Consider the following 23,561-nt stretch of genomic DNA (forward strand, 5'->3'; position numbering starts at 1 on the left):
TAACCCCGGGTCACCTCCGGGGCACGGCGAAGGTGGTGAGCACCGCGGCGTGGTCGGAGGGCCAGTCGTTGCCGGCGACATCCGGCCAGGGCCGCGGGCTGCCGGTGACGAGGGTCCGTGCCTCCCGAACCGTCAGGCCCCGGTGCAGGACGTAGTCGATCCGGTCCTGCGGCTCGGGCCGCCCGCTGCCGTCCTCGTGCACCGGGTGGATCGGCGACCAGGTGTGGCCGGGCTCGGCGACGGCGTCCGGATGGGCCTCGCGGTAGGAGTCGGCGAAGCCCGCGTCCTCGGCGGCCTTCGTCACCGGCCACGCGACATCCGGCCAGTCCAGGTGCGAGGGGCAGTTGAAGTCGCCGACGAGGACGACCGGGACGCCCTCACCGCAGGACTCGGCGATGCGGCGCAGCGCGTCCCGCATCTGTGCGAGGCGCAGCTCCTCGTGGGCGATCAGCTCCGCCGCCGGCAGCCCGTCGAAGACGGACTCGTAAGGGCCGTACGGCGTGTAGTGCAGGTGTGCGGTCCACACGTCGACCTCGCGGCCGGGGGCGAGGGCGATCCGGACGCCCGCGGCGCCGTAGAAGCCGACGTCCGGGTCGCCGAAGCGGGCGGTGATCGGGTGGCGGCTGATGACGCCGAGGTTCTCGCCGGCCCGGTGGTGGTGCCAGCCGAGGGCCTCGGCCAGCTCCTGGGCGGCGGTTCCGCCCGTCTCCTGCAGTCCGACGACGTCGGCACCGCTGTCGAGGATGACCTTGAGCTGCTTGGCGCGGTGGTCGTCGACCTCGCTGCCGCCCAGCCACAGGTTCCAGCTCATGACGCGGAGTCCGGGGGCGGCCATCCCCCGCAGTTCCTCGACCGTGACCCCGGTGAGGCTCTCCCGTACGGTCCGGCCGGGCGCCGCGCCGATCGGCGCGAGGGACGGCACGGCGAGTACGGCGCATCCGGCGGCCTCGGCCGACGCCACACCGGTCTCGGTGTCCTCGACGGCCACGCAGCCTGCGGGGTCGACGCCGAGGGCGCGGCAGGCGGCGAGGTACGGGTCGGGGGCGGGCTTGGTGCGGGCGGTGTCGTCGGCGGTGACGGAGACCGCGAACCGCTCGGCGCCGAGGGCGTCGAGGACGACGTCGGCGATCGCGCGCGGGGACGCGGTGACCAGGGCGGCCGGGACGCCGGCCGCGGCCAGCTCGTCCAGCAGGGCCGGCGCGCCGGGCCGGGGCACGATGCCGGTGCGGACGCGGGCTGCGAACTCGCGGTGCAGCTCGGCCGCGAGGTCGGCGGCCCGCCCGCCGGTGGCCGCGGCGAGCCAGGCGGCGGTGTGCTCGACCGGGCGGCCGAGCACGTCCGGCTGGTCGGCGTCGGTCAGCGGGCGTCCGGCGACCTGCTCGACCGCCTCCCACCACAGTCGCTCGGTGTCGACGAGCGTGCCGTCCATGTCGAACAGAACGGCCTGCAGCGGGCGTTGATGGGTGTGGGGGGTCACGGTCGGGAAATTCCTCACTTCTGGGTACGTTCGGCCACGAGTACCGGCCGCTCGGGCAGGGACACGCCGACGGCGGTTCCGGCGCCGAGCCCGGTGGCGTCGTGGGCGGGCAGGTCGGCCTTGACCTCGGTGCCGTCGGCGAGCCGCACGGTGACCCGGACGACCGCGCCGAGGAAGGCGGTGGCGACGACCCGGGCGCCGCCCTGCTCGTCCGGGCGCACCCGTACGGCCTCGGGCCGCACCAGCACGTCCACCGCGCCGTCGGACACCTCGCCGTCGGCCGGCAGCCGCTGTCCGAGGACCTGGACCGTGCCGTCCGCGAGCTCGCCCGGGATCCGGCTCATGGTGCCGACGAACTCGGCGACGAAGGCGGTGGCGGGACGGCTGTACAACTCGGCGGGCTCGGCGCACTGATCGAGGCGGCCGGCACGCATGACGGCGACCCGGTCGGCGACCGAGAGGGCCTCCTCCTGGTCGTGGGTGACGAAGAGCGTGGTGATGCCGAGTTCCTGCTGGAGCCGGCGGATCTCCTCGCGCAGGGTGAGCCGGACCTTGGCGTCCAGCGCGGACAGCGGCTCGTCCAGCAGGAGCACGCGCGGACGCAGGGCCAGGGCGCGGGCCAGCGCGATGCGCTGCTGCTGGCCGCCGGAGAGCTGGTGCGGATAGCGCTCGCCCTTGTCGCCGAGGCCGACCAGCTCCAGCAACTCGGCGGCACGGGCGCGCCGTTCGGCGGTACGGACGCCGCGCATCCGCAGTCCGAAGGCCACGTTGTCGACGGCGTTCAGATGCGGGAAGAGGCTGTACGACTGGAAGACCATGCCGGCGTCGCGGCGGTGGGCCGGGACGTGGGTGACGTCCTCGTCGTCCACCAGCACCGCGCCGGAGTCGGGGTGTTCGAAGCCGGCGAGCATGCGCAACGCGGTGGTCTTGCCGCATCCGGACGGGCCGAGGAGGGCCAGGAACTCCCCCGGGCGGACGGTCAGGTCGAGTCCGTCGAGGGCGACGGTGGCCCCGAACTCGCGTCGCAGCCCCCGGAATTCGACGGTGGCGGCCTTGTGAAGCGTCTCGGGCAGGGTGGCGGTCATGTGTGTCATCCCCGGGAGGAAGCGGTTCGGTTGCGGCCGCCGGCACCGGCGAGCGCGAGGAGCAGGGCCCAGGTGACGAGCAGGCTGAGCACGGACACGGCGACGGACATCTGGGCCTGGGAGCCGCCGACGTCGTAGATCCACACGGCGAAGGGCCGGTAGCCGAGCAGGCTGGCGACGGTGAACTCGCCGAGCACCAGGGCGAGGGTGAGGAAGGCCGCGTTCAGCAGCGCCCCGCGCAGATTGGGCAGGACGGCCCGGACGAGGGCCTGGGGCCAGGAGGCACCGCAACTGCGGGCCGCCTCGACGAGGGTCCGTACGTCGATGGAGCGCAGTCCGGCGTCCAGGGCGCGGTAGACGAACGGCAGGGCCATCACGACGTACGCGAGGACCAGCACGACCGGGAAACTGTCGTCCTGGATCACCACGAAGGTCTCGAACAGTGGTGTCCGCGACAAATACTCCGGGCCCCACTTCAGGACGGTGGCGATCCCGGCGACGAACGCGATGGGCGGCACGACCAGCGGCAGCGAGCACACCACCTCCACCACCGGCCGCAGCCGGGGCGCGCCGAGCCGCAGGGCGACCATGGCGGGCACCATCAGCAGCAGGACGACGGCGATGGTGGCCACGGCGAGCTCCAGCGAGAGCAGCAGGCTGGAGACGAAGCCGTCGGTGGAGAGGATCTTGGTGTAGGCGTCGAAGGTGACACCCTGGCCGGGCACGTCCACCGTGAAGATCACGGAGGCGGCCAGCGGCACCAGGAAGTACAGGGCGGCCAGGCCGAGGACGACCCACCGCCACAGGGTCAGGCGTCGAGCCATCGGGCACTCCGTCGCTGAAGGGGCAGGTACACGGCCATCACCAGGCCCGCCACCAGGACCATGTCGAGGCTGAGGGCGAGGGCGACGTTCTCCTGGCCGACCAGGACGTTGCCGGACAGGGCGTCGGCGATCTGCAGGGTGACCAGCGGGACCGCGCTGCCGACCATGGCGGCGGCGGTGGCGTAGGCGGCGAAGGAACTGCCGAAGAGCAGGACGAGACCGCCGAGCAGCGAGGGCGCCAGCACGGGCAGGGCCACGTGCCGCCAGTACTGCGCACCGGTGGCGCCGTTGTTCAGCGCGGCCTCCCGCCACTGGGCGCGCAGCCCGTCCAGCGCCGGGGTGATGGTGAGGACCATGAGCGGGATGAGGAAGTACAGGTAGACGAGGACCAGGCCCCAGAAGCTGTAGAGGTCCCAGCCGCTGTCCTTCAGGCCGAGGTGCACCGTCAGGACGCCCGCGTTGCCGAGGGTGGCGACGAAGGCGAAGGCGAGCGGGACCCCGCCGAAGTTGGCGAGCACGCCGGAGGCGGTCAGCACCGCCTCACGCAGCCAGCGGGAACGGGAACTGACCACGGCCTGGGCGAGCGGCAGCCCGAGCAGGGCGCCGAGCGCGGCGGAGATCGCGGACAGCTTGACGCTGCCGAGCAGGGCGGTGAGGTACGGGCCCTGCAGCGAGGCGGTCATGTTGGCGCCGGTGTAGGAGGTGGCGCCCGTGGTGGCGTCCTTGACCGTGAAGGCGCCGTTGACGATGGCGACGGCCGGCAGGCCGAAGGCGACGGCCGTGAACACCAGCAGCGGCAGCACGGCGAGCCAGCCGGGGGCGCGGCGCCGTCGCTTCGCCGAAGCGACGGGCGCCACGTCCGCGCGCGGGAGAGCGGCGGTCATCCGGAGACGGCCTTACCCCAGCCCTGGGCGATGACCGTCTTGGCCTTGCTCTGCTGGTCCTCGGTCGGGAACGACGGCGTACCGGTGACCTTCGGGAGCTTGGCGGCGGCGGTCTTGTCGAGGGTGCCGGCCTTGTCCATCGCGGTCATCAGGGCCGGGCGGGCGTAGCCCCTGAGCCACAGGTTCTGGCCCTCGGCGCTGTAGAGGTACTCCTGCCACAGCCGGGCGGCGGCCGGGTGCGGGGCGTCCTTGTTGATGGCCTGGGAGTAGTACTGGGCGTACTGGCCGTCGCTCGGGATGGCGACCTTCCAGTCGAGGCCCTTGGACTTGAACTCGTCGGCGTAGCCGGCGTTCAGGTAGTCCCAGTCGATGGAGATGGGCGTCTCGCCCTTCTCGACGGTGGCCGGGGTGGACTCGACGGGCGTGTAGTTGCCGTTCTTCTTCAGCTTGGCGAAGAAGTCCAGGCCGGGCTGGACGGTGTCGAAGGAGCCGCCGTTCGCGAGGGCCGCCGCGTAGACGCCGCCGAAGGCCGAACCGGACTTGGTGGGGTTGCCGTTGAGGGCGACCTGGCCCTTGTACTGGGGCTTGAGGAGGTCCTTGAAGCTGGTCGGGCACTGCTTGACACGCTTGGCGTCGCAGCCGATGGAGACGTAGCCGCCGTAGTCGTTGTACCAGCGGGCCTGCGGGTCCTTCTGCGCCTCGGGGATGTCGGCGAAGGAGGCCACCTTGTACGGCGCGAGCAGGCCCTGCTGTGCGGCGTTCAGCGCGAACGAACTGCCCAGGTCGAGGACGTCGGGCGCGCGGTCCTGGCCCTTCCTGGAGGTGACGGCGTTGATCTCGTCCTGGCTGGTGCCGTCGGGGCTCTCGTCGTCGATCTTGACGCCGTACTTCTTCTGGAACCCGTCGATCAGGGCGCCGTAGTTCGCCCAGTCTCGGGGCACCGCGATGATGTGCAGCGTGCCCTCCTTCTTGGCCGCCTTGACCAGGGCGTCCATGCCGCCGAAGTCGGCCGCGGAGGTGGCGGTGGCGGCGTTCTTGCCGTCCTTGGTGGTGGTCGACGCCTTGTCGGGGGCGGCGCCGCAGGCGCTGAGCGCAAGCGCGACGACGGCGATGCAGCCGCCGAGGACGGCGTTTCTCGGCAGGGACACGGTCACGGTCTCTCCAGGGGACGCATGAGGGTTGCGGAGAACTTGTCTGAACAAGTTGCGTCACAGTACGCCCGCTCACGGTGTCCTGTCTGTAAACAGGAACGAAACTTTGGGCCCTGATCGGCTGCACAATCCAGACCGTTGCAGATCACGCTCAGGTCTCGATTAGGCTGGTCACGCTGTGCACAGCGACCTGAGCAGAGGGGAAGCATGACGGCGCGACACGAGGAGATCGCCGACGAGCTGCGGCGAGCGATCGACCGCGAGGAGTACACGGTCGGCAGCCGGCTGCCCTCGGAGTCGGAGCTCGCCGCGGCATACGGTGTCTCGCGCGGCACGGTCCGCCAGGCCGTCGCGACCCTGACCGCCGAGGGCCTGATCGGCTCCCGCCAGGGGGCCCGGCGCGTCGTGCTCGCCAGCCGCCGCAGCCAGAGCTTCGAGGAACTGCGCAGCTTCGCCCAGTGGGCCCGCGCGATGGGCCGGGAGGCCACGGGCCACGTGGTGGCCCAGGAGTACCGACCGGCCACGGCCGAGGATGCCGTACGTCTGCAACTGGCGGCGGGCACACCGGTGTTGCACGTGCTCCGGGTACGCGGCCTGGACGGCGAGCCGGTGCTGCTGGAGCGCACGGTGTACGCCGACTGGATCTCCCCGGCGGTCGAGTCGATCGAGCCGGACTGCCCGTCGGTGACGCAACGGCTCTACGAGGACACGGGCCTGGTCTTCGCGTACGGGGAGCACGTGATCGACGCGGTCGCCGCCGGTGCGCGGGACGCCGAGCTGCTGAGCGTGCGCCGGACGAGTCCGCTGCTGCGGGTGCGGCGCGTGACGACGACCCGTGAGGGCCGCCCGGTGGAATGGTCGGACGACCGGTACCGTTCGGACGCGGTGAGCTTCAGCGTGCGCAACTCGATGGACAACAACGCGCTGGCGCGCAAGACGGCGGAATAGGGCTCGGGGCCCCTTGCCGTTTGCCGGGTGTGGGTGCGCCGTGGTCTCTCGCCCACGAGCGCACCCGGCAACGGTGAAGGCGCCCGAGACGGAAGCCGTCTACCCCGGCGCCCCGGAGGAGAAGCGCCGCAGCAGCGGCGACAGCACCAGCACCGACTTGGTCCGCTCGACGAACGGCTCCCCGGCGATCCGCTCCAGCACCCGCTCGAAGTGCCGCATGTCCGACGCGAAGACCTGCGCGATCGCGTCCGCGTCGCCGGTGACGGTCGACGCGGCCACGACCTCCTGATAGCGCTCCAGACCACGCTGAATGGTCTCCGGGGAGGTGTTGCGCCGGCAGTAGATCTCGATGTACCCCTCGGTCTCCCAGCCGAGCGCCGCCGGATCCACCCGTACGGTGAATCCGGTGATCGCTCCGGTGGACCGCAGCCTGTCCACGCGCCGCTTCACGGCGGGCGCGGACAGGCCGACCATCTGCCCGATGTCCGCGTAGGAGCGGCGGGCGTCCTCGGCGAGGGCGTGCACGATGCGTTCGTCGAGATCGTTCAGCACAGGGGGTGGTTCACTTCTTCGGTTCGGTCACTTCTCTGCCGTCACCGCGAGGTCCTCACCGGTCGCGAGACGGGAACGGCGATAGCCGTACACGAAGTAGAACACGAGCCCGACGGCCATCCAGACACCGAACACGATCCAGGTGACGGCGGACAGGCTGCCCATCATCCAGATGCAGAAGCCGAAGCCCAGGGCGGGCAGCAGCGGCGACAGCGGCACGCGGAAGGTGCGCCGCATGGCCGGCCGGGTCCGGCGCAGCACGACGACGGCCACGTTGACGAGGGCGAACGCGAACAGCGTGCCGATGCTGGTGGCGTCGGCCAGCTGGCCCAGCGGGATCGCGGCGGCGAGCACACCGCAGAACACCGACACGATGACCGTGTTGGCGCGCGGGGAACCGGTCTTCGGGTGGACCTTGGCGAAGATCTTGGGCACCAGGCCGTCACGGGACATGGCGAACAGGATGCGGGTCTGGCCGTAGAGCACGGTCAGGACGACGCTCGCGATGGCGATGACGGCGCAGAAGGCCAGCAGGGTGGCCCAGAAGCTCTGACCGGTGACGTCCTTCATGATCTGGGCGAGCGCGGCCTCGGAGTCGTTGAACTGCCGCCACGGCTTGGCACCGACGGCGACGGCCGCGACCAGGACGTACAGGGCGGTCACGATGACCAGCGACAGCATGATCGCGCGGGGCAGGTCGCGCTGGGCGTTCTTCGCCTCCTCACCGGCGGTGGAGGCGGCGTCGAAGCCGATGTACGAGAAGAACAGCGTGCCGGCGGCGCCGCTGACGCCCGCCATGCCGAGCGGCATGAAGTGGGAGTAGTTGCCGGACTTGAAGCCCATGAAGCCGATCGCGCAGAACAGGACCAGCGCGGCGATCTTCACGCACACCATGATGGTGTTGGCCCGCGCGGACTCCTTGGCGCCGCCGAGCAGGAACGCCATCGCGAGGAGCACGACGATCAGGGCGGGCAGGTTGAAGATGCCGCCGTCGCCGGGCGGCGCCGACAGGGCCGTCGGGATGGTCACGCCTATGGTGCCGTCCAGCAGCTCGTTGAGGTACTCGCCCCAGCCGACGGCCACGGCGGCGACCGAGACGCCGTACTCCAGCAGCAGACACCAGCCGCAGACCCAGGCGATCAGTTCGCCCAGGGTTGCGTATGCGTACGAGTACGAGGAGCCGGAGACCGGGATGGTGCCGGCCAGCTCGGCGTAGGACAGGGCCGAGAACAGCGCGGTGAGACCGGCGATCACGAAGGAGAGGGTGACGGCCGGGCCCGCCTTGGGCACGGCGTTGCCAAGGACGACGAAGATGCCGGTGCCGAGCGTGGCACCGATGCTGATCATGGTCAGCTGCCACAGCCCGAGGGAGCGCCGAAGCGATCCTCCCTCGCCGTGGCCGCCCTCCGCGACCAGGCGTTCCACGGGCTTGCGCCGCATGAGGCGCGCGGCGACACCCGGGGCTGCGGGGGCGGTCGCTGTGCGGTCGTGCGGGGGTGCGCCTTGGTCGAGCACGCGCTGGCTCCTTAAATCCTGCGGTCATTGCGGGTGGGGACCGGTGGCAGCCCTGCGAGGGCGGAAACCCACCGAGCGGGGTCCCCGCCACACCACGTACAGACGAGCACCCTATGAGGCGGGCCTTCACGGGCGTAATGCAGCAACCTTGCGCGTCCCCGGATGATCATTGCGTTCATCAGCCCGGAACGCCAAATCGTTGCGCGCGGTCTATCGACCGTTGCACGGCGCCCCCACCGCCCCTCGGCCCGCACGCCCGGCTCCCGCATACGCCGACGGCCCCCGCCCCTCCCGGTGGGGGAGGAACGGGGGCCGTGCGGGACGCGGAAGGGTCAGCTCCAGCTGGCGTGCAGCGGCTTGCCCTCGGCGTAGCCGGCCGCGCTCTGGATGCCGACTATGGCCTTCTCGGCGAACTCCTCCAGGGAAGCGGCACCGGCGTAGGTGCAGGAGGAACGGACGCCCGCGATGATCGAGTCGATCAGGTCCTCGACGCCGGGGCGGGCCGGGTCGAGGAACATGCGGGAGGTGGAGATGCCCTCCTCGAACAGCGCCTTGCGGGCGCGGTCGTACGCGGACTCGTCGGACGTGCGGTTGGCCACGGCACGCGCGGAGGCCATGCCGAACGACTCCTTGTAGGCACGGCCGTTGGCGTCGTGCTGGAGGTCGCCCGGCGACTCGTACGTGCCCGCGAACCACGAACCGACCATCACGTTGGACGCGCCGGCCGCGAGCGCCATGGCCACGTCGCGCGGGTGACGGACACCGCCGTCGGCCCACACGTGCTTGCCGTACTTCTTGGCCTCGGCGGCGCACTCCAGCACCGCGGAGAACTGCGGCCGGCCCACGCCGGTCATCATGCGGGTGGTGCACATGGCGCCGGGACCCACACCGACCTTGATGATGTCCGCACCGGCGTCGATCAGGTCCTTGACGCCTTCGGCGGAGACGATGTTGCCCGCGGCGACCGGCACCTGCGGATCGAGGGCGCGCACCAGCTTGATGGCGTTGATCATCGACTCCTGGTGGCCGTGCGCGGTGTCGATGACGAGCGTGTCCACGCCCGCGTCGAGCAGCTGCTTGGCCTTGCCCGCCACGTCGCCGTTGATGCCCACGGCGGCGGCGATGCGCAGCTTGCCGTCGGCGTCCACGGCCGGGGTGTACAGCGTGGCCCGCAGGGCGCCCGTGCGGGTCAGGATGCCGGCCAGCTTGCCGTCCTTGTCGACGGCCGGGGCGTAGCGGCGGTTGTGCTGGTCCAGGGTGTTGAAGGCCTCGCGCGGGTCGATGTCCGCGTCGAGCAGCAGCAGGTCCTTGGACATGACCACTTCGAGCTGGGTGAAGCGGTCGACGCCGGTCAGGTCCCGGTCGGTGACGACACCGACCGGCCGGTGGTTCTCGTCCACGACCACGCCGGCGTTGTGGGCCCGCTTGGGCAGCAGGGCGAGGGCGTCGGCGACGGTCTGGTGCGGGGCCAGCACGATCGGCGTGTCGAGCACCAGGTGGCGGCTCTTCACCCAGGAGATGACGTCGGTGACGACGTCGATCGGGATGTCCTGCGGGATGACCACCAGGCCGCCGCGGCGGGCCATCGTCTCGGCCATGCGGCGGCCGGCGATGGCGGTCATGTTGGCGACGACGAGCGGGATGGTGGTGCCCGTGCCGTCCGGCGAGCTGAGGTCCACGCCCTGACGCGAGCCCACCGCGGAGCGGCTCGGCACCATGAACACGTCGTCGTACGTCAGGTCGTACGCGGGCTGGAGGTCATTGAGGAAACGCACGTGCTGCACATCCCAGTCGATCAGAGGTGACCCCCGGACGGGTGCGCCAGGGGGAAAGAGCACGTACTTCATTCTCCCATGCCGGGGCCGCGGTCACGCCCCCACGGAACCTCCAGGGTGGGCGCCGATCACCTAGGAGGATCCTCCAAGGGGGGATCCTCCCGGGGCCAGCACGACGGCGAGCGCGGGCGTCCGGTCCACCGCCTCGGCGAACACGTCCTGGGCCGTCCGCCACTCGCCCGGCTGCGCCTCGGCGTACGGCTGCCACCCCCGGACGACGACCAGCAGCCCCTGTTCGACGGCTCCCTCGGGCCAGACGGTGTGGTCGGAGAGGGAGTCGACGAGCGCGTCCCAGTTGCGGCCGAACCAGTCGGGCAGCGCCAGGGCCCGGGCGGCGCGCTCCATGAGTCCGGCCTTGTCGGTGACACCGCCGAGGTCCAGGGTGACGACAAGCCGCCCTGTCAGGTCTGTGGGGTCTTCGCTCATCTCAGCACCGCCCGGAACGAGTCGTAGTGATCATCGGTGTAGTAGATCTCCCCGCCTTGCCCGGTCACGATGCGCCGGGCCCCGCGATCGCGCGAGCCGGGCGTCCTGACCGTGTACTCGCGGTAGTAGCCGCGCTGGTGCTTCGGCAGACGGCCCTCGAAGTTCCCGAAGACGACGCCGTCCCTGGCGTAGGGGAAGGGGCCGCCCTTGTCGATCAGGACGAGCGTCGCACGGGCCTCGGCCGGCAGCTGCGATTCCCTGACCGTGGCCGTCCCGTGCGCCCACGCGGGGACGGACACGCCGGTACCGGAGGGACGCCCACCCGTGCTCGCCCCGGGACCCGAGTGCGCACCGGACGAGCATCCGGCGAGCAGGACGGCCAGGACGAGCGCCAGCAGGCCCGCGAGCGCACCGGCCAGTGTCGGGGGGCGTTCGGGTTCCTGGGGCGTGGTGGAGGACGGTCTGAGCATGTGGGGGACGAACCGCGGCAGCATGCCGACGATGCTGTCACGGCTGTCCGCGCCACGGACATCACTCTCACTGCGGGTCCGAGGCGGGCGCTGGGGGTACCCCCTCGGGGGAGGCACCCGCCAGCGCGGGCGAGCGAACCCGCTCCCGGCCCGCTACGAGCCGTTCCAGGCCCGCCACAGCTCGCCGCGAGCCCCCGGTGACCCCGCTGTACCGCTGAACCGCCGTGGCGTCCGTCACGCCCCGTCGGGGTCCGCGCGGCTGAGTGCGGGCTTCGGGGTCGGCCCGGCCGTCATCAGATAGTCCGCGGCGGAGGTGTCCGTGACCAGGCTGGTGACCAGACCGGACCGCAGCACCGCGTCGATCGCGGCCGCCTTGCGCTGCCCGCCGGCGATCGCCACGACCTCCGGGACACGGCGCAGCTGGTCGGCCTTGACCGTGATGCACCGCTCCCCCAGGTCCCGCCCGATCCGGCGCCCCTCGGCGTCGAAGAGGTGCGCGGCCATCTCGGCGGCGACCCCGAGCGAGGCGTAGTGCGCCCGCTCCTCGTCGCTGAGCATGTCGTGCACCGTCGAGATGCCCGGCTCCCAGGAACCGATGGAGACACAGGCGACCGTGACCTTGTCGAAGTACTCGTAGGCCCGGGCGATCCCGGTCTGGTTGCGCAGCGCCGCCGCGGTGGCCGCGTCCGGCAGCAGCATCGGGGCGTAGATGGGGTGGGCGTCGCCGCCCGACACCTGGGCGGCGCGGCGCACGGCCTCGACCGAGCCCCGCTCCGAGGTCCCGGCGTCGTACACGCCCGTCAGCTGCACGACCGTGCACGGCGGCAGCCGGTCGAGCGCCGCCGCCATGTGAATGGTGGACCGGCCCCAGGCCAGCCCGAGCACGTCCCCCTCGTTGACGAGCTCGCCGAGCAGGTCGGCGGCGACCTCGCCGAGGTTCTCGGGGTCGGGGGTCTCCTCGGCCTCGGCCGGGGACTCGACCACGACGGCGTGCCTCAGGCCGTAGCGGGCGCGGAGCGCGTCGGAGCGCTCGGCGTCCAGCTCGGCCGGGACGCGGATCTCGATGCGCACGAGATCCCGTTCGAGAGCGGTCTCCAGGACCCGGGCCACCTTGAAGCGGCTGACGCCGAACTCCTCCGCGATCTGGATCTTGGACTTGCCCTCGAGGTAGAAGCGGCGGGCCATGGCCGCCGCCTGCACCAGCTCAGCGGGTCCCATCCGCATGGCTGACCGGCCCGCCGACATACCCGACACGGCGATCTCCTCACTGCTGTTCACACTCTGGATTCGCCGTTCATCCTTGCAGATTCGGCGCGGCTGATCCGCCCTGAAGGGCGGCGTTCACTTAACCGTTCACGTACCTGTGGCTCAGTGGTCGCATGCCCAGGACGCCTTGGCGGTGGCCGCCTCCGCCTGCGCGCGCAGTGCACGGACCGCCTCCGCCGGGTCCTTCGCCCCGTACACGGCCGAGCCTGCCACGAACACGTCCGCTCCCGCGTCCGCGCACCGCTCGATCGTCGAGGCCGAGACACCGCCGTCCACCTGGAGCCACAGCTGCAGGCCGTGCTTGGCGATCAGCTCCCGCGTGCGGCGGATCTTCGGCAGCATGATGTCGAGGAAGGCCTGGCCACCGAAGCCGGGCTCGACCGTCATGATCAGCAGCATGTCGAGTTCCGGCAGCAGGTCCTCGAACGGCTCGATCGGCGTCGCGGGCTTGAGCGCCATGGAGGCACGGGCGCCCTTGGCGCGGATCTCCCGGGCGAGCCGCACGGGCGCGGCGGCCGCCTCCACGTGGAAGGTCACGGAGGAGGCACCCGCCTCGACGTACTGGGGCGCCCAGCGGTCGGGGTCCTCGATCATCAGGTGGCAGTCCAGCGGGGTGTCCGTCGCACGCGCCAGGGACTCCACGACCGGCACGCCGAGGGTGAGGTTCGGGACGAAGTGGTTGTCCATGACGTCGACGTGGAGCCAGTCGGCGCCTTGGACCGCCTTGGCCTCCTCCGCGAGGCGGGCGAAGTCGGCGGACAGGATGCTGGGGTTGATCTGCGCGGCCATGCCCCAAGCCTGCCATGCCGCTGCGCTTGGCTGTAACGGCGGTCCGTTGCGGTTGTCATGTGTCCGCGGGCCGGTGGGGGTTGATCGCGCGGTTCCCCGCGCCCCTTACGGGGCGCCGGCCCCTGCGGCGTTCAGGCCGTTCTGCGGATCAGGGCCAGGTACATCGCGTCCGTGCCGTGCAGGTGGGGCCAGAGCTGTACGTCCGGGCCCTCGCCCAGCGCGGGCACGCCCGGGAGCAGGGGGCGGGCGTCGATGAGCTCGGTGTCCGGGCACTGCTTGAGCATGTCGGCGACGACCGCGCGGGTCTCCGCCAGGTGCGGGGAGCAGGTCGCGTAGCCGACGACTCCGCCGACGCGCACCGAGTCGAGGGCCGTGCGCAGCAGGGCGCGCTGGAGGGGCGCGAAGTTGTCCAGGTCCTCGGGGCGGCGGCGCCAGCGGGCCTCGGGGCGGCGGCGCAGGGCGCCGAGTCCGGTGCACGGCACGTCCATGAGAACGCGGTCGAAGGTGCCGGGCCGCCACGGCGGGCGGGTGCCGTCGGCGGCGATGACCTGGTACGGCCCCGGGTTGCCGGTCAGCGCCTTGGCGACCAGGCCGGCCCGGTGCGGCTGCTTCTCGGAGGCGAGGAGCGTGGCTCCGCGCTCGGCGGCGAGCGCGCCCAGCAGCGCGGCCTTGCCGCCGGGCCCGGCGCACCCGTCCAGCCACTTGCTGTCGGAGCCCTCCAGGGGCGCGTGGGCGAGCGCGAGGGCGACCAGCTGGCTGCCCTCGTCCTGCACTCCGGCCCGCCCCTCGCGCACGGCCTCCACCGCGCCCGGCTCCCCGCCCTCGGCGAGCCGCACGGCGTACGGCGACCAGCGCCCCGGTACGGCGGCGTCCTCGCGCAGCAGCTCCTCGGTGGTGGCCCGCCCCGGCCGCGCCACCAGGGTCACCTCGGGCCGTTCGTTGTCGGCCTCCAGCAGGTCCTCGATGCCCGCGCGGCCACCGCCGAGCGAGTCCCAGAGCGCGGAGACGACCCAGCGGGGATGCGAGTGCACGACGGCCAGGTGGTCCTCGGGATCCTCGTCGTAGGGCGGCGCGACCTTCTCCAGCCAGCCGTCGAGGTCGTCCTGGGCCACCTTCCTCAGCACGGCGTTGACGAACTTGGCCCGCCCGTCGCCGAGCACCACCCGCGCCAGCTCCACCGAGGCGGACACGGCGGCGTGCGTCGGGATCCGGGTGCCGAGCAACTGGTGCACACCGAGGCTGAGCACGTCGAGCACCGGCGGGTCGACCTCGCGCAACGGCCGGTCGACACAGGCGGCGATCACCGCGTCGTACGTCCCCTGCCGGCGCAGCGTGCCGTACACCAGCTCGGTGGCGAGAGCGGCGTCCCGCGCGTCGAACTTCTCCGGTCCCTCCTTCTCGCGCGCCTTGCGCAGCAGCGGGGGAAGCACGAGGTTGGCGTACGCGTCCCGCTCGTCGACCGCGCGCAGCGCCTCGAAGGCCAGGATGCGGACGGGATCCTTCTGAGGACGGCGGTAGGGCTTGGCGGCCCTGCGGGGCCGCCCGGACTGCTCGCTCACGAAAAAGGTGCTCCGGATGTGAAGAAGAGGGTGCGGTGTCCAGCGTACGTCGGAACACCGTCACCCCCGCCGCCCGGGGCTCAGCCGCCGAGCGTCTCGCGCTCGGCGATGCGCACGCCGCGCGCCCAGTCGGCGGCACGCATCGGCTTCTTGCCCTGTGCCTGCACCCAGAGCAGCTCGACGGCGTACGAACCGGTGCCCACGTGCACGCTGTTCTTGCCGACCGCCATCCGCCCCGGCGCCAGGTCCGTGCGCCCGGGCACGGGCGTGACCTGGATGAGCTTGAGCCGCTCACCGCGGAAGGTGGTCCAGGCGCCGGGCGCCGGGGTGCAGCCGCGCACGACCCGGTCGACGCGCAGGGCGGGCGCGGCCCAGTCGACCCGGGCGTCCTCGACGGTGATCTTCGGCGCGAGGGTGATGCCGTCGGCCGGCTGCGGTACGGCCTTCAGGGCGCCGTCCTCGATGCCGTCCATGGTCGCCGCGAGCAGCCCGGCACCGGCGAAGGCGAGGCGGGTCAGCAGGTCGCCGCTGGTGTCCGTGGACCGGATCTCCTCGGTGACCGTGCCGTACACCGGACCCGAGTCGAGCCCCTCCTCGATGAGGAAGGTGGAGGCGCCGGTGATCTCGTCGCCCGCCATGATGGCGTGCTGCACCGGTGCCGCCCCGCGCCAGGCGGGCAGCAGCGAGAAGTGCAGGTTGACCCAGCCGTGCGCCGGGATGTCGAGGGCGGCCCTGGGCAGCAGGGCGCCGTAGGCGACGACCGGGCAGCAGTCCGGGGCGATCTCCTTCAGCCGCTCCAGGAACTCCGGGTCCCGCGGCCTGAGGGGCTTGAGCACCTCGATCCCGGCCTCCTCCGCACGCTCGGCCACGGGCGACGCGACCAGCCTGCGCCCGCGCCCGGCCGGCGCGTCGGGCCGCGTGACGACGGCGGCCACCTCGTGCCGCCCGGAGGCGATCAGGGCGTCCAGAGCGGGAACGGCGACCTCGGGGGTACCGGCGAAGACAAGCCTCATGGGCGGGTTCGGGCCTCTCGGACGGGGGTTGGACGGGCAGCGCACCAGTCTATGACCACGGGCGGAAGGACGGGTCATGACCACGGACGCACGGCCGCCGACCGCGAACACCCCCACGGGTCGCCCGGGCTCCCGGCCGGGCGCGCACCCGGCCGCCCGGCGTACGCATATGCCCGTACGCCCCCACCCCGTGACCCGTGGAGCGCACACGCGTTGGTCAAGAAAGAGTTGACCACCCAGGGCCTTTTCGCGGCCCGATTCCTTTCAACGCCGGTTCGAGAGGCTTGTTCATGGCCGACCACGCCACCCACGACGCCCAGGCCCGGGCCAGCCTGCACTTGCTGGTGCGGGACATCGAACGGGTCCGCCGGCAGGTGGACGCGCTGCGCACGCTCACCGCCCAGCTGGGCAACGTCTACCGCCCGCGCCGCTCCGGCCCGTCCACGGGCTTCGTCGTCTACGGACGCGCTCCCGCCCCTACGGTCCGCCTCGCCCAGGAACTCCGGGACAGTGTCGAAACCCTGGTCACGGCCGCCGTGGACTTCGACCGCTCACTCGGCTTCTCGTGGGACGCGGTGGGCTCCGCGCTCGGAGTCACCAAGCAGGCGGTGCACCGCCGTTACGGCGCCCGCCGTGCCGCGGCCCAGGCCGCCGCCGAGGCGGAGCGGGCCCCGGAGCCGTCCGGTACCCGCACGGTCAGCGTGAACACCGGCCTGCCCACGGTCCCGGCGGCCCGCTCGATGCCCACGCAACCGACCGCGGGCAGCCCGGGCCTGCGCGACGACGCCCGCCCGACGGCCTTCCCGAGCCCGCGCAACGGCTGACGGTCCTGCCCTGCCCTCCTGGGGGAGTCCGGGAGGGCGGACACGCGTGCGGAGGCAGCGACCGCATGCGGAGGGCGCAGCCGGATGCAGGGAGTGCGGCCGGTGCGGAGTGTGCGACCGCATGCGGACCGTGCGGCACGGAGTGATCGCCCCCCTCACCCGATGTCCGCCGGATCGATCCTCACCCGTACCGCCTCCCCGCTCCCCCGTGCCATGCGAGCGGCCTGGGCGGCCTTGAGCGCGGAAGCCAGCGCGGCCCCGCTGCCCGGCGGTACGCGCACCAGGGCCCGGTCCCAGTGCTCGCCCGGCAGCGGTACTCCGGGCCTGCGGGGCCGGCCGGGCGGTGTCGGCGGCATCGGCACCGGCCCCAAGACCTCCGCGTCCGAAGGCAGTTCGACCGAGGCCAGGAACTCGGCGACGGCCGCGGGCGGCCCCGACACCGCCGCCATCCGCGACACCGGCGGGAACCCCAGCTCGGCCCGCTCGGACAGCTCCCGCACCGCGTGCCCGACGGGGTCCCAGCGCACCAGTGCCTGTACGGGCCGCAGGGTCGGCTCGGCCACCACGACCACCGTGCCCCCCTCGCTCTGCGGTCGCACCAGCGCTCCCGCCGCGATCCACCGGCGCAGCGCGTCCTCACCGGCCCGCAGGTCGGGTCGTACGAGCATGGCCCAGCCGTCCAGGAGGAGGGCCGCCGCGTAGCCGCCCTCGGCGACCGGTTCGGCGCCCGGTGTGCTCACCACCAGCGCGGGCGTGCCGGGCACCGTGTCCAGGACGTGTTCCCGTCCCGAGGTGCGCACCGGGACGGCGGGAAAGGCGCGCCCCAGTTCCTCGGCCGTCCGCCGCGCCCCCACGACCTGGGCCCGCAGCCGGAAGCCGCCGCACTCCGGGCAGTGCCACGTGCTCTCCTCGCGCCCGCACCAGGCGCACCGCAGGATCCCCGCGTCCTGCCCCTGCAGCGGCCCGGCGCAGTGCCGGCACCTCGCGGGCGCCCGGCACTGCGCGCAGGCCATACGGGGTGCGTAGCCGCGTCGGGGCACCTGCACCAGCACCGGACCGTGCCGCAGCCCCTCGCGGGCCGCCTGCCAGGCGAGGGTCGGCAGCCGGGCGGCGCGCGCGGCCTCGTCGCGTGCGAGGTCGTCGTCCCCGACCGTGCGGACCAGGGGCGCGGCGCGGCGCACCTGCTCGCGCCCGGCGACCAGCGGCCGGGCCCAGCCGCTCTCGACGAGCTGGGCGGCCTCGACGGTGCAGGCGAATCCGCCGAGCAGGAACGCGCACCTGTCCAGCGCGGCGCGCAGCAGCAGCACGTCGCGCGCGTGCGGCTGCGGGGCGTGCTGCTCGCTGTGGCTGTCGTCGCCGTCGTCCCAGATGGCGACGAGTCCCAGGTCCTGTACCGGCGCGAACATCGCCGCCCGTGTCCCGACCACGGCCCGAACGGACCCCCGCCGCACCGCGAGCCACTGGCCGTACCGCTTCTCGGGGCCCGCGTCGGCGGTGAGCAGCGCGTGCCGGCCCGCGCCGAGCAGCGCGGTGAGCGCCGCGTCGACCCGCGCGGCGGCCCTGCCGTCCGGTACGACGACGAGCGCGCCGCGTCCCGAGGCGAGCGTGGCGGCGACGGCGCGGGCCAGTTCCTCGCTCCACCGCGGACCCGGCAGCGCGTTCCAGACAGCCCTGGGCGACCCTCCGCGGGCCAGCGCCTCCAGGAACGCCGCCCCGTGCTCGTACCCCCGCCAGGAGGCCGTCTCGGGGGCCTTGGGCGGTGGCAGTGGCGCGGGCGACGGCCGCTGTTCGGCTCGCGCGCTGCGCGGGGGCACGGCGAGCTGGAGCACATCGGCGAGACTGCCCGCGTACCGGTCGGCCACGGCCCGTGCGAGGCCGAGCAGTTCCCCGCTCAGCACCGGCTCCGGCGAGACGACCTGGGCGAGTGCGGCCAGGGGCCCCGCGTAGTCGGACTCGGCCCGTCGCTCGACGAGGAACCCGTCGATCAGCCCGCCGCCCTCGCGGCGCCCTTCGCGCACCCGGCCGCGCCCGGCCCCGAACCGCACCCGGACGCGGACGCCGGGCTGCGCCTGCTCGTCCAGCTCCTCGGGCACCGCGTAGTCGAAGTACCGGTCGAGGTGGAGCACGCCCTTGTCGACCAGGACCCGTGCGACCGGCAGCTCCTTGGCGAGCGCGGCCCCCCGCCAGGTCCGCGGCCTGGCCCGGGGCGCCTTGGCCTGGCGCACGCTCTCCCGAAGGAGCGCGAGCTGCTCCGGCGGCGCCCCTGCGGCCCCGCCGTCCCCGCCTTCCCGGGACGCCCCGTTCTCGCTGCTCACGCTTGCATTCTTACCAAACGGCACCGACAACGGGGCCCGCCGGCGGATACCCGGGGGCCTGGGCCCTCGGCCACGGCCGGACCCGAACGGCCCCCGCCGGAGCAGCCGCGAGCCCGCCTGACCGCCCCGCGCCGGGGGTGAGGCCCGGCACCGTCACCGGGTCCGACGGGGACGGTGCCGTCATCCGGCCGGACGACGGCCCGGAGCCCGGGGCGGCCGATCACGGGATCCGGCCGGCGCCCGCCGGCTGACCCCGTACACGCCGAGGCCCGGCCCCCCCGCGACGGGGAGACCGGGCCTCGGCGAGACGAGTGGACGGGCTTACAGGCCCACGGCCTCGCGCAGGGCGTCCACGCGGTCGGTGCGCTCCCAGGTGAAGTCGGGCAGCTCGCGGCCGAAGTGGCCGTACGCCGCCGTCTGGGCGTAGATCGGGCGGAGCAGGTCGAGGTCGCGGATGATCGCGGCCGGACGCAGGTCGAAGACCTCGTCGATCGCCTTCTCGATCTTCTCGACCTCGACCTTGGCCGTGCCGAAGGTCTCCACGAACAGACCGACCGGCTCGGCCTTGCCGATCGCGTAGGCGACCTGGACCTCGCAGCGGGAGGCCAGGCCCGCCGCCACCACGTTCTTGGCGACCCAGCGCATGGCGTACGCGGCGGAGCGGTCGACCTTGGACGGGTCCTTGCCGGAGAAGGCGCCGCCGCCGTGGCGGGCGAAACCGCCGTAGGTGTCGATGATGATCTTGCGGCCGGTGAGGCCGGCGTCGCCCATCGGGCCGCCGATCTCGAAGCGGCCGGTCGGGTTGACCAGCAGGCGGTAGCCCTCGGTGTCCAGCTTGATGCCGTCGTCCAGGAGCGCCTTCAGCTCCGGCTCCACGACGAACTCGCGGATGTCGGGGGCGAGCAGCGACTCCAGGTCGATGTCGCTCGCGTGCTGCGAGGAGACGACGACCGTGTCGAGGCGTACGGCCTTGTCGCCGTCGTACTCGATGGTGACCTGCGTCTTGCCGTCCGGGCGCAGGTAGGGGATGGTGCCGTTCTTGCGGACCTCCGACAGGCGCTTCGACAGGCGGTGCGCCAGGAAGATCGGCAGCGGCATCAGGGTCGGCGTCTCGTCGGACGCGTAGCCGAACATCAGGCCCTGGTCGCCGGCGCCCTGCTTGTCCAGCTCGTCGTCGTCGCCCTCGACCCGGGACTCGTACGCCGTGTCGACACCCTGGGCGATGTCCGGGGACTGCGCCCCGATGGACACCGACACGCCGCAGGAGGCGCCGTCGAAGCCCTTCTTGGAGGAGTCGTAGCCGATCTCGAGGATCTTGTTGCGGACCAGGGTCGCGATGTCCGCGTAGGCCTTGGTCGTCACCTCGCCGGCCACGTGCACCAGGCCGGTGGTGATCAGCGTCTCGACGGCGACCCGGGAGGACGGGTCCTCGCGCAGAAGCGCGTCGAGAATGGTGTCGCTGATCTGGTCAGCGATCTTGTCGGGGTGACCCTCGGTCACGGACTCCGAGGTGAACAGGCGACGGGACACAACGCTCCCTGTGGTTGCAGCGGCTGCTGGCTGATCATTTGCGGCGACGCGCGGGGCTGCGCCCGGCGTCGACCGTGAACAGTTTATCGGTCACACTCGGCCGGTGGGGCACGTGTCTCGCCTCTCGGGAGCGCTGTGACCTGCGGCACGGGCATTCTGCACAATGCCGGGCGGCGTTGGCCAGGTACCGCCGCACCCGATTTGATCGTCCCCCGGGCGCTCCGTCAACCGGGCGTCCGGGGCCCGTACGTCACCCCAGCCGCCGTGCCACCAGGTCCCAGACGATGTCGGCCAGGGCCTCCTTGGGGCCGTGGGGCACCGGTGTCTCGGTGCCGTCGGCGCCCAGCACCACGGCCTCGTTCTCCTCGGAACCGAAGGTCTTGCGCTCCCCCACCTCGTTGACGACGAGCAGGTCACAGCCCTTTCGGGCGAGCTTGGCACGGCCGTTGGCGAGAACGTCGTCGGTCTCGGCGGCGAAGCCCACGACCACCTGTTCGGGCCGCGCTCGGTCGGCCGAAACTTCCGCGAGAATGTCTGGATTCCGTACCAGGACGATCGGGTCGGGGTCCTGGCCGTCCCTCTTCTTGATCTTGCCGCCGGCGTAGACCGCCGGGCGGAAGTCGGCGACGGCGGCGGCCATGACGACCGCGTCGGCGTCCGCGGACGCCTTCAGTACGGCCTCGCGCAGCTGGACGGCCGTGCCGACCGGTACGACATCCACGCCCGCCGGGTCGGGCAAGCCGGTGTTGGCCGCGATCAGGGTGACCCGGGCGCCCCGCGCGGCGGCGGTGCGGGCGAGGGCGTAGCCCTGCTTGCCGGAGGAGCGGTTGCCGAGGAAGCGGACCGGGTCGAGGGGCTCGCGGGTGCCTCCGGCGGAGACGACGACGTGCCGCCCCTTGAGGTCGGGCTCGGTGACCCCCCGGGCCAGCACCCGGCGGCAGACCTCGAAGATCTCCGTCGGGTCGGGCAGCCGGCCCTTGCCGGTGTCGACGCCGGTGAGGCGGCCGACGGCGGGCTCGACGACGACGGCGCCGCGGCGGCGGAGCGTGGCCACGTTCTCCTGGGTGGCCGGGTGCTCCCACATCTCGGTGTGCATGGCGGGCGCGAACACGACCGGACATCGGGCGGTCAGGAGCGTGTTGGTGAGCAGGTCGTCGGCGAGGCCGTGGGCGGCCTTGGCAAGCATGTCGGCCGTGGCGGGCGCGACGACCACCAGGTCGGCGTGCTGGCCGATGCGGACGTGCGCGACCTCGTGGACGTCGTCCCAGACCTCTGTCGAGACCGGGTTGCCGGACAGGGCGGACCAGGTCGCGGCGCCGACGAAGTGCAGCGCGGAGGCGGTGGGCACCACGCGGACGTCATGACCCGACTCCGTGAGCCTTCTCAGCAGCTCACAGGCCTTGTAGGCGGCGATACCGCCGCTGACCCCCAGAACGACCCTCGGCTTGTCCACGCTCACTCCCCGGACTCGGAACCCTGCAACACCCATGACACACCACAGGCCCGGCAGCATGACTACCGGGCCTGTGGATAAGTCGATCGCAGTGTGAAAGTACTACTGCACAAGACTTGCTGCTGTGCGCAGGACTACTGGGCGGGGCCCTCGACGGCCTCGGACGTCAGCAGACCCGCGTTGATCTCACGCAGGGCGATCGAGAGCGGCTTCTCGTGGACATGGGTGTCGACGAGCGGACCGACGTACTCGAGGAGACCCTCGCCGAGCTGCGAGTAGTACGCGTTGATCTGACGGGCACGCTTGGCCGCGTAGATCACGAGGCTGTACTTCGAGTCGGTGGCCTCGAGAAGCTCGTCGATCGGCGGGTTGATGATGCCCTCGGGCGCGGTGATGGAAGAGGACACGCTCTACCTTCCGATGGGTGGGAAAGATTCAGTCGAAGCGATCACAGTCACGATCACACGACGTCCATCAAGGCTAGCAGCTCGCGCGCCACGTCCTCGACGGAGGTGTTGACCAAGGTCGTATCGAACTCCGGCTCGGCCGCCAGCTCGGTCCTGGCCGCCTCGAGACGGCGCTCGATGACCTCGGGCGGCTCGGTGCCCCGGCCGGTCAGCCTGCGCACCAGCTCCTCCCAGGAGGGCGGAGCCAGGAACACCAGACGGGCGTCGGACATCGACTCCCGGACCTGCCGGGCGCCCTGGAGATCGATCTCCAGCAGCACCGGCTCGCCCTTCTCCAGCCGCTCCAGCACGGCCGCGCGGGGCGTGCCGTAGCGGTTGCCGGCGAACTCGGCCCACTCCAGCAGCTCACCGTTGGCGATCAGCTTGTCCATCTCCTCGTCGGTGACGAAGAAGTAGTGGACTCCGTGCCGCTCGCCGGGGCGCGGCTTGCGGGTGGTGGCCGACACCGAGAGCCAGACCTCGGGGTGTTCCTTGCGCATATGGGCGACGACCGTGCTCTTGCCGACCCCCGAGGGGCCGGAGAGCACGGTCAGCCGCGGACGTTCACTCATGCAGCGATTATTCCAGCAATCCCGGAGTGCCCGGGACTCCCGGCCCGGCAGGCGCCGGACTCAGGAGCCGGTGCTGCCGAACTCACGCTCCAGGGAAGCGATCTGGTTGGAACCAAGACCGCGCACGCGGCGGCTCTCGGAGATGCCCAGACGCTCCATGATCTGCTTGGCGCGGACCTTGCCCACGCCCGGCAGGGACTCGAGCAGCGCGGAGACCTTCATCTTGCCGATGACGTCGTTCTCCTGGCCCTGCTTGATGACCTCGTGCAGGGAGGCGCCGGAGTGCTTGAGTCGATTCTTGACCTCGGCCCGCTCCCGGCGAGCCGCGGCGGCCTTTTCGAGCGCGGCTGCGCGCTGTTCGGGGGTAAGGGGCGGAAGAGCCACGCCTACGTCACCTCGGATGTCGAACTGTCGGATACGGACCGGTGAGGAACCTAGTCGCCCCACACCTGGGGAGCTACGAGCAACACGCTTCGCCCGTTCTCCCCCACTACCTAATGGGTGTGGGGGTGTCCCCACAGCTCGGAGACTAGCGGTCAAGTCCGCCAGAGTCAGCGAGAACAGCGGAAAAGTCCTGGTCAGCCTCCGCCAGGCCGGACATTTCCGACATAATGCCCTCGATTTGAG

At 72.3% G+C, this 23,561-nt stretch carries 22 protein-coding genes; 2 read left to right on the forward strand and 20 right to left on the reverse strand.

Annotation, left to right across the window (positions count from 1 at the left end; genetic code table 11):
• Window positions 1–10: 10 nt before the first annotated feature.
• From ACWC94_RS23100 to ACWC94_RS23120, 5 genes are read right to left on the reverse strand one after another with little or no spacing between them, the layout of a single operon-like run.
• The gene (locus ACWC94_RS23100) at window positions 11–1,477 is read right to left on the reverse strand and encodes an HAD-IA family hydrolase (protein WP_450798789.1); all 1,467 of its coding nucleotides are present in this window, start codon (window positions 1,475–1,477) and stop codon (window positions 11–13) included.
• A 14-nt stretch (window positions 1,478–1,491) separates the two neighbouring features.
• Window positions 1,492–2,562, reverse strand: coding sequence for an ABC transporter ATP-binding protein (locus tag ACWC94_RS23105; RefSeq protein ID WP_450798790.1), 1,071 nt, complete (start codon window positions 2,560–2,562; stop codon window positions 1,492–1,494).
• A 5-nt stretch (window positions 2,563–2,567) separates the two neighbouring features.
• Window positions 2,568–3,386, reverse strand: coding sequence for an ABC transporter permease (locus tag ACWC94_RS23110; protein WP_450798791.1), 819 nt, complete (start codon window positions 3,384–3,386; stop codon window positions 2,568–2,570).
• Complete coding sequence (locus tag ACWC94_RS23115; protein WP_450798792.1) at window positions 3,371–4,270, reverse strand: ABC transporter permease; 900 nt, start codon at window positions 4,268–4,270, stop codon at window positions 3,371–3,373. The genes ACWC94_RS23110 and ACWC94_RS23115 overlap by 16 nt, the downstream gene beginning before the upstream one ends.
• Entirely contained in the window at window positions 4,267–5,424 is a 1,158-nt protein-coding gene (locus tag ACWC94_RS23120) for an ABC transporter substrate-binding protein (protein WP_450798793.1), read from the reverse strand. Before ACWC94_RS23120 ends, ACWC94_RS23115 begins: the two co-directional genes overlap by 4 nt.
• Window positions 5,425–5,628: 204 nt before the next feature.
• Here ACWC94_RS23120 and ACWC94_RS23125 point away from each other — a divergent pair, with 204 nt between their 5' ends.
• Window positions 5,629–6,369, forward strand: a complete 741-nt coding sequence (locus tag ACWC94_RS23125) for a GntR family transcriptional regulator (protein ID WP_450798794.1) — start codon at window positions 5,629–5,631, stop codon at window positions 6,367–6,369.
• 99 nt (window positions 6,370–6,468) lie between these two features.
• On the opposite strand, the gene ACWC94_RS23130 is transcribed toward ACWC94_RS23125, so the two are convergent.
• The 9 genes from ACWC94_RS23130 to fmt form a co-directional block, all read right to left on the reverse strand.
• A complete protein-coding gene (locus ACWC94_RS23130; protein WP_450798795.1) occupies window positions 6,469–6,921 on the reverse strand; it encodes an Lrp/AsnC family transcriptional regulator in 453 nt (150 codons plus the stop codon).
• A gap of 27 nt (window positions 6,922–6,948) precedes the next feature.
• Complete coding sequence (locus ACWC94_RS23135) at window positions 6,949–8,436, reverse strand: amino acid permease (protein ID WP_450798796.1); 1,488 nt, start codon at window positions 8,434–8,436, stop codon at window positions 6,949–6,951.
• A gap of 332 nt (window positions 8,437–8,768) precedes the next feature.
• The gene (locus ACWC94_RS23140; RefSeq protein WP_450798797.1) at window positions 8,769–10,211 is read right to left on the reverse strand and encodes a GuaB1 family IMP dehydrogenase-related protein; all 1,443 of its coding nucleotides are present in this window, start codon (window positions 10,209–10,211) and stop codon (window positions 8,769–8,771) included.
• 132 nt (window positions 10,212–10,343) lie between these two features.
• The gene (locus tag ACWC94_RS23145; RefSeq protein WP_450798798.1) at window positions 10,344–10,697 is read right to left on the reverse strand and encodes a barstar family protein; all 354 of its coding nucleotides are present in this window, start codon (window positions 10,695–10,697) and stop codon (window positions 10,344–10,346) included.
• Entirely contained in the window at window positions 10,694–11,191 is a 498-nt protein-coding gene (locus ACWC94_RS23150; protein ID WP_450798799.1) for a ribonuclease domain-containing protein, read from the reverse strand. The genes ACWC94_RS23145 and ACWC94_RS23150 overlap by 4 nt, the downstream gene beginning before the upstream one ends.
• A 210-nt stretch (window positions 11,192–11,401) precedes the next feature.
• Window positions 11,402–12,445 carry a sugar-binding transcriptional regulator gene (locus ACWC94_RS23155; protein ID WP_450798800.1) on the reverse strand — a complete coding sequence of 348 codons (1,044 nt, stop codon included), beginning with the start codon at window positions 12,443–12,445 and terminating at the stop codon, window positions 11,402–11,404.
• Between the two features lie 90 nt (window positions 12,446–12,535).
• Window positions 12,536–13,222, reverse strand: a complete 687-nt coding sequence (gene rpe, locus ACWC94_RS23160) for a ribulose-phosphate 3-epimerase (protein ID WP_450798802.1) — start codon at window positions 13,220–13,222, stop codon at window positions 12,536–12,538.
• Between the two features lie 131 nt (window positions 13,223–13,353).
• Window positions 13,354–14,781, reverse strand: coding sequence for an RsmB/NOP family class I SAM-dependent RNA methyltransferase (locus tag ACWC94_RS23165; protein ID WP_450798803.1), 1,428 nt, complete (start codon window positions 14,779–14,781; stop codon window positions 13,354–13,356).
• An 80-nt stretch (window positions 14,782–14,861) separates the two neighbouring features.
• Window positions 14,862–15,794, reverse strand: a complete 933-nt coding sequence (gene fmt / locus ACWC94_RS23170) for a methionyl-tRNA formyltransferase (RefSeq protein WP_450798804.1) — start codon at window positions 15,792–15,794, stop codon at window positions 14,862–14,864.
• 290 nt (window positions 15,795–16,084) lie between these two features.
• Between fmt and ACWC94_RS23175 the strand changes: the two genes are divergently transcribed.
• Window positions 16,085–16,618: a hypothetical protein gene (locus ACWC94_RS23175; RefSeq protein WP_450798805.1), complete on the forward strand. Its 534-nt coding sequence runs from the start codon at window positions 16,085–16,087 to the stop codon at window positions 16,616–16,618.
• Window positions 16,619–16,773: 155 nt separating this feature from the next.
• On the opposite strand, the gene ACWC94_RS23180 is transcribed toward ACWC94_RS23175, so the two are convergent.
• The 6 genes from ACWC94_RS23180 to ACWC94_RS23205 all read right to left on the reverse strand — a co-directional run bounded on the left by ACWC94_RS23180 (window position 16,774) and on the right by ACWC94_RS23205 (window position 23,318).
• Window positions 16,774–18,933 carry a primosomal protein N' gene (locus ACWC94_RS23180; RefSeq protein ID WP_450798806.1) on the reverse strand — a complete coding sequence of 720 codons (2,160 nt, stop codon included), beginning with the start codon at window positions 18,931–18,933 and terminating at the stop codon, window positions 16,774–16,776.
• A 321-nt stretch (window positions 18,934–19,254) separates the two neighbouring features.
• Window positions 19,255–20,463 (reverse strand): methionine adenosyltransferase, encoded by a 1,209-nt coding sequence (gene metK / locus ACWC94_RS23185; protein WP_450798807.1) that lies wholly within the window; start codon window positions 20,461–20,463, stop codon window positions 19,255–19,257.
• 250 nt (window positions 20,464–20,713) lie between these two features.
• The gene (gene coaBC / locus ACWC94_RS23190) at window positions 20,714–21,916 is read right to left on the reverse strand and encodes a bifunctional phosphopantothenoylcysteine decarboxylase/phosphopantothenate--cysteine ligase CoaBC (protein WP_450798808.1); all 1,203 of its coding nucleotides are present in this window, start codon (window positions 21,914–21,916) and stop codon (window positions 20,714–20,716) included.
• 134 nt (window positions 21,917–22,050) lie between these two features.
• Window positions 22,051–22,323, reverse strand: coding sequence for a DNA-directed RNA polymerase subunit omega (gene rpoZ, locus ACWC94_RS23195; protein ID WP_003982715.1), 273 nt, complete (start codon window positions 22,321–22,323; stop codon window positions 22,051–22,053).
• A 53-nt stretch (window positions 22,324–22,376) separates the two neighbouring features.
• Window positions 22,377–22,934: a guanylate kinase gene (gene gmk, locus ACWC94_RS23200; RefSeq protein WP_450798809.1), complete on the reverse strand. Its 558-nt coding sequence runs from the start codon at window positions 22,932–22,934 to the stop codon at window positions 22,377–22,379.
• Window positions 22,935–22,994: 60 nt separating this feature from the next.
• On the reverse strand, window positions 22,995–23,318 hold the full coding sequence (locus ACWC94_RS23205) for an integration host factor (RefSeq protein ID WP_003977346.1): 324 nt from the start codon (window positions 23,316–23,318) through the stop codon (window positions 22,995–22,997).
• Between the last annotated feature and the right edge of the window lie 243 nt (window positions 23,319–23,561).

Source organism: Streptomyces sp. NPDC001135 (assembly GCF_053598395.1).

Bases quoted from the DNA above. Each gene is read 5' to 3' on its own strand.
- ACWC94_RS23105 (WP_450798790.1), bottom strand. From the start codon at position 2,562: ATGACCGCCACCCTGCCCGAGACGCTTCACAAGGCCGCCACCGTCGAA.
- ACWC94_RS23110 (WP_450798791.1), bottom strand. From the start codon at position 3,386: ATGGCTCGACGCCTGACCCTGTGGCGGTGGGTCGTCCTCGGCCTGGCC.
- ACWC94_RS23115 (WP_450798792.1), bottom strand. From the start codon at position 4,270: ATGACCGCCGCTCTCCCGCGCGCGGACGTGGCGCCCGTCGCTTCGGCG.
- ACWC94_RS23125 (WP_450798794.1), top strand. From the start codon at position 5,629: ATGACGGCGCGACACGAGGAGATCGCCGACGAGCTGCGGCGAGCGATC.
- ACWC94_RS23145 (WP_450798798.1), bottom strand. From the start codon at position 10,697: ATGAGCGAAGACCCCACAGACCTGACAGGGCGGCTTGTCGTCACCCTG.
- ACWC94_RS23150 (WP_450798799.1), bottom strand. From the start codon at position 11,191: ATGCTGCCGCGGTTCGTCCCCCACATGCTCAGACCGTCCTCCACCACG.
- rpe (WP_450798802.1), bottom strand. From the start codon at position 13,222: ATGGCCGCGCAGATCAACCCCAGCATCCTGTCCGCCGACTTCGCCCGC.
- fmt (WP_450798804.1), bottom strand. From the start codon at position 15,794: ATGAGGCTTGTCTTCGCCGGTACCCCCGAGGTCGCCGTTCCCGCTCTG.
- ACWC94_RS23175 (WP_450798805.1), top strand. From the start codon at position 16,085: ATGGCCGACCACGCCACCCACGACGCCCAGGCCCGGGCCAGCCTGCAC.
- gmk (WP_450798809.1), bottom strand. From the start codon at position 22,934: ATGAGTGAACGTCCGCGGCTGACCGTGCTCTCCGGCCCCTCGGGGGTC.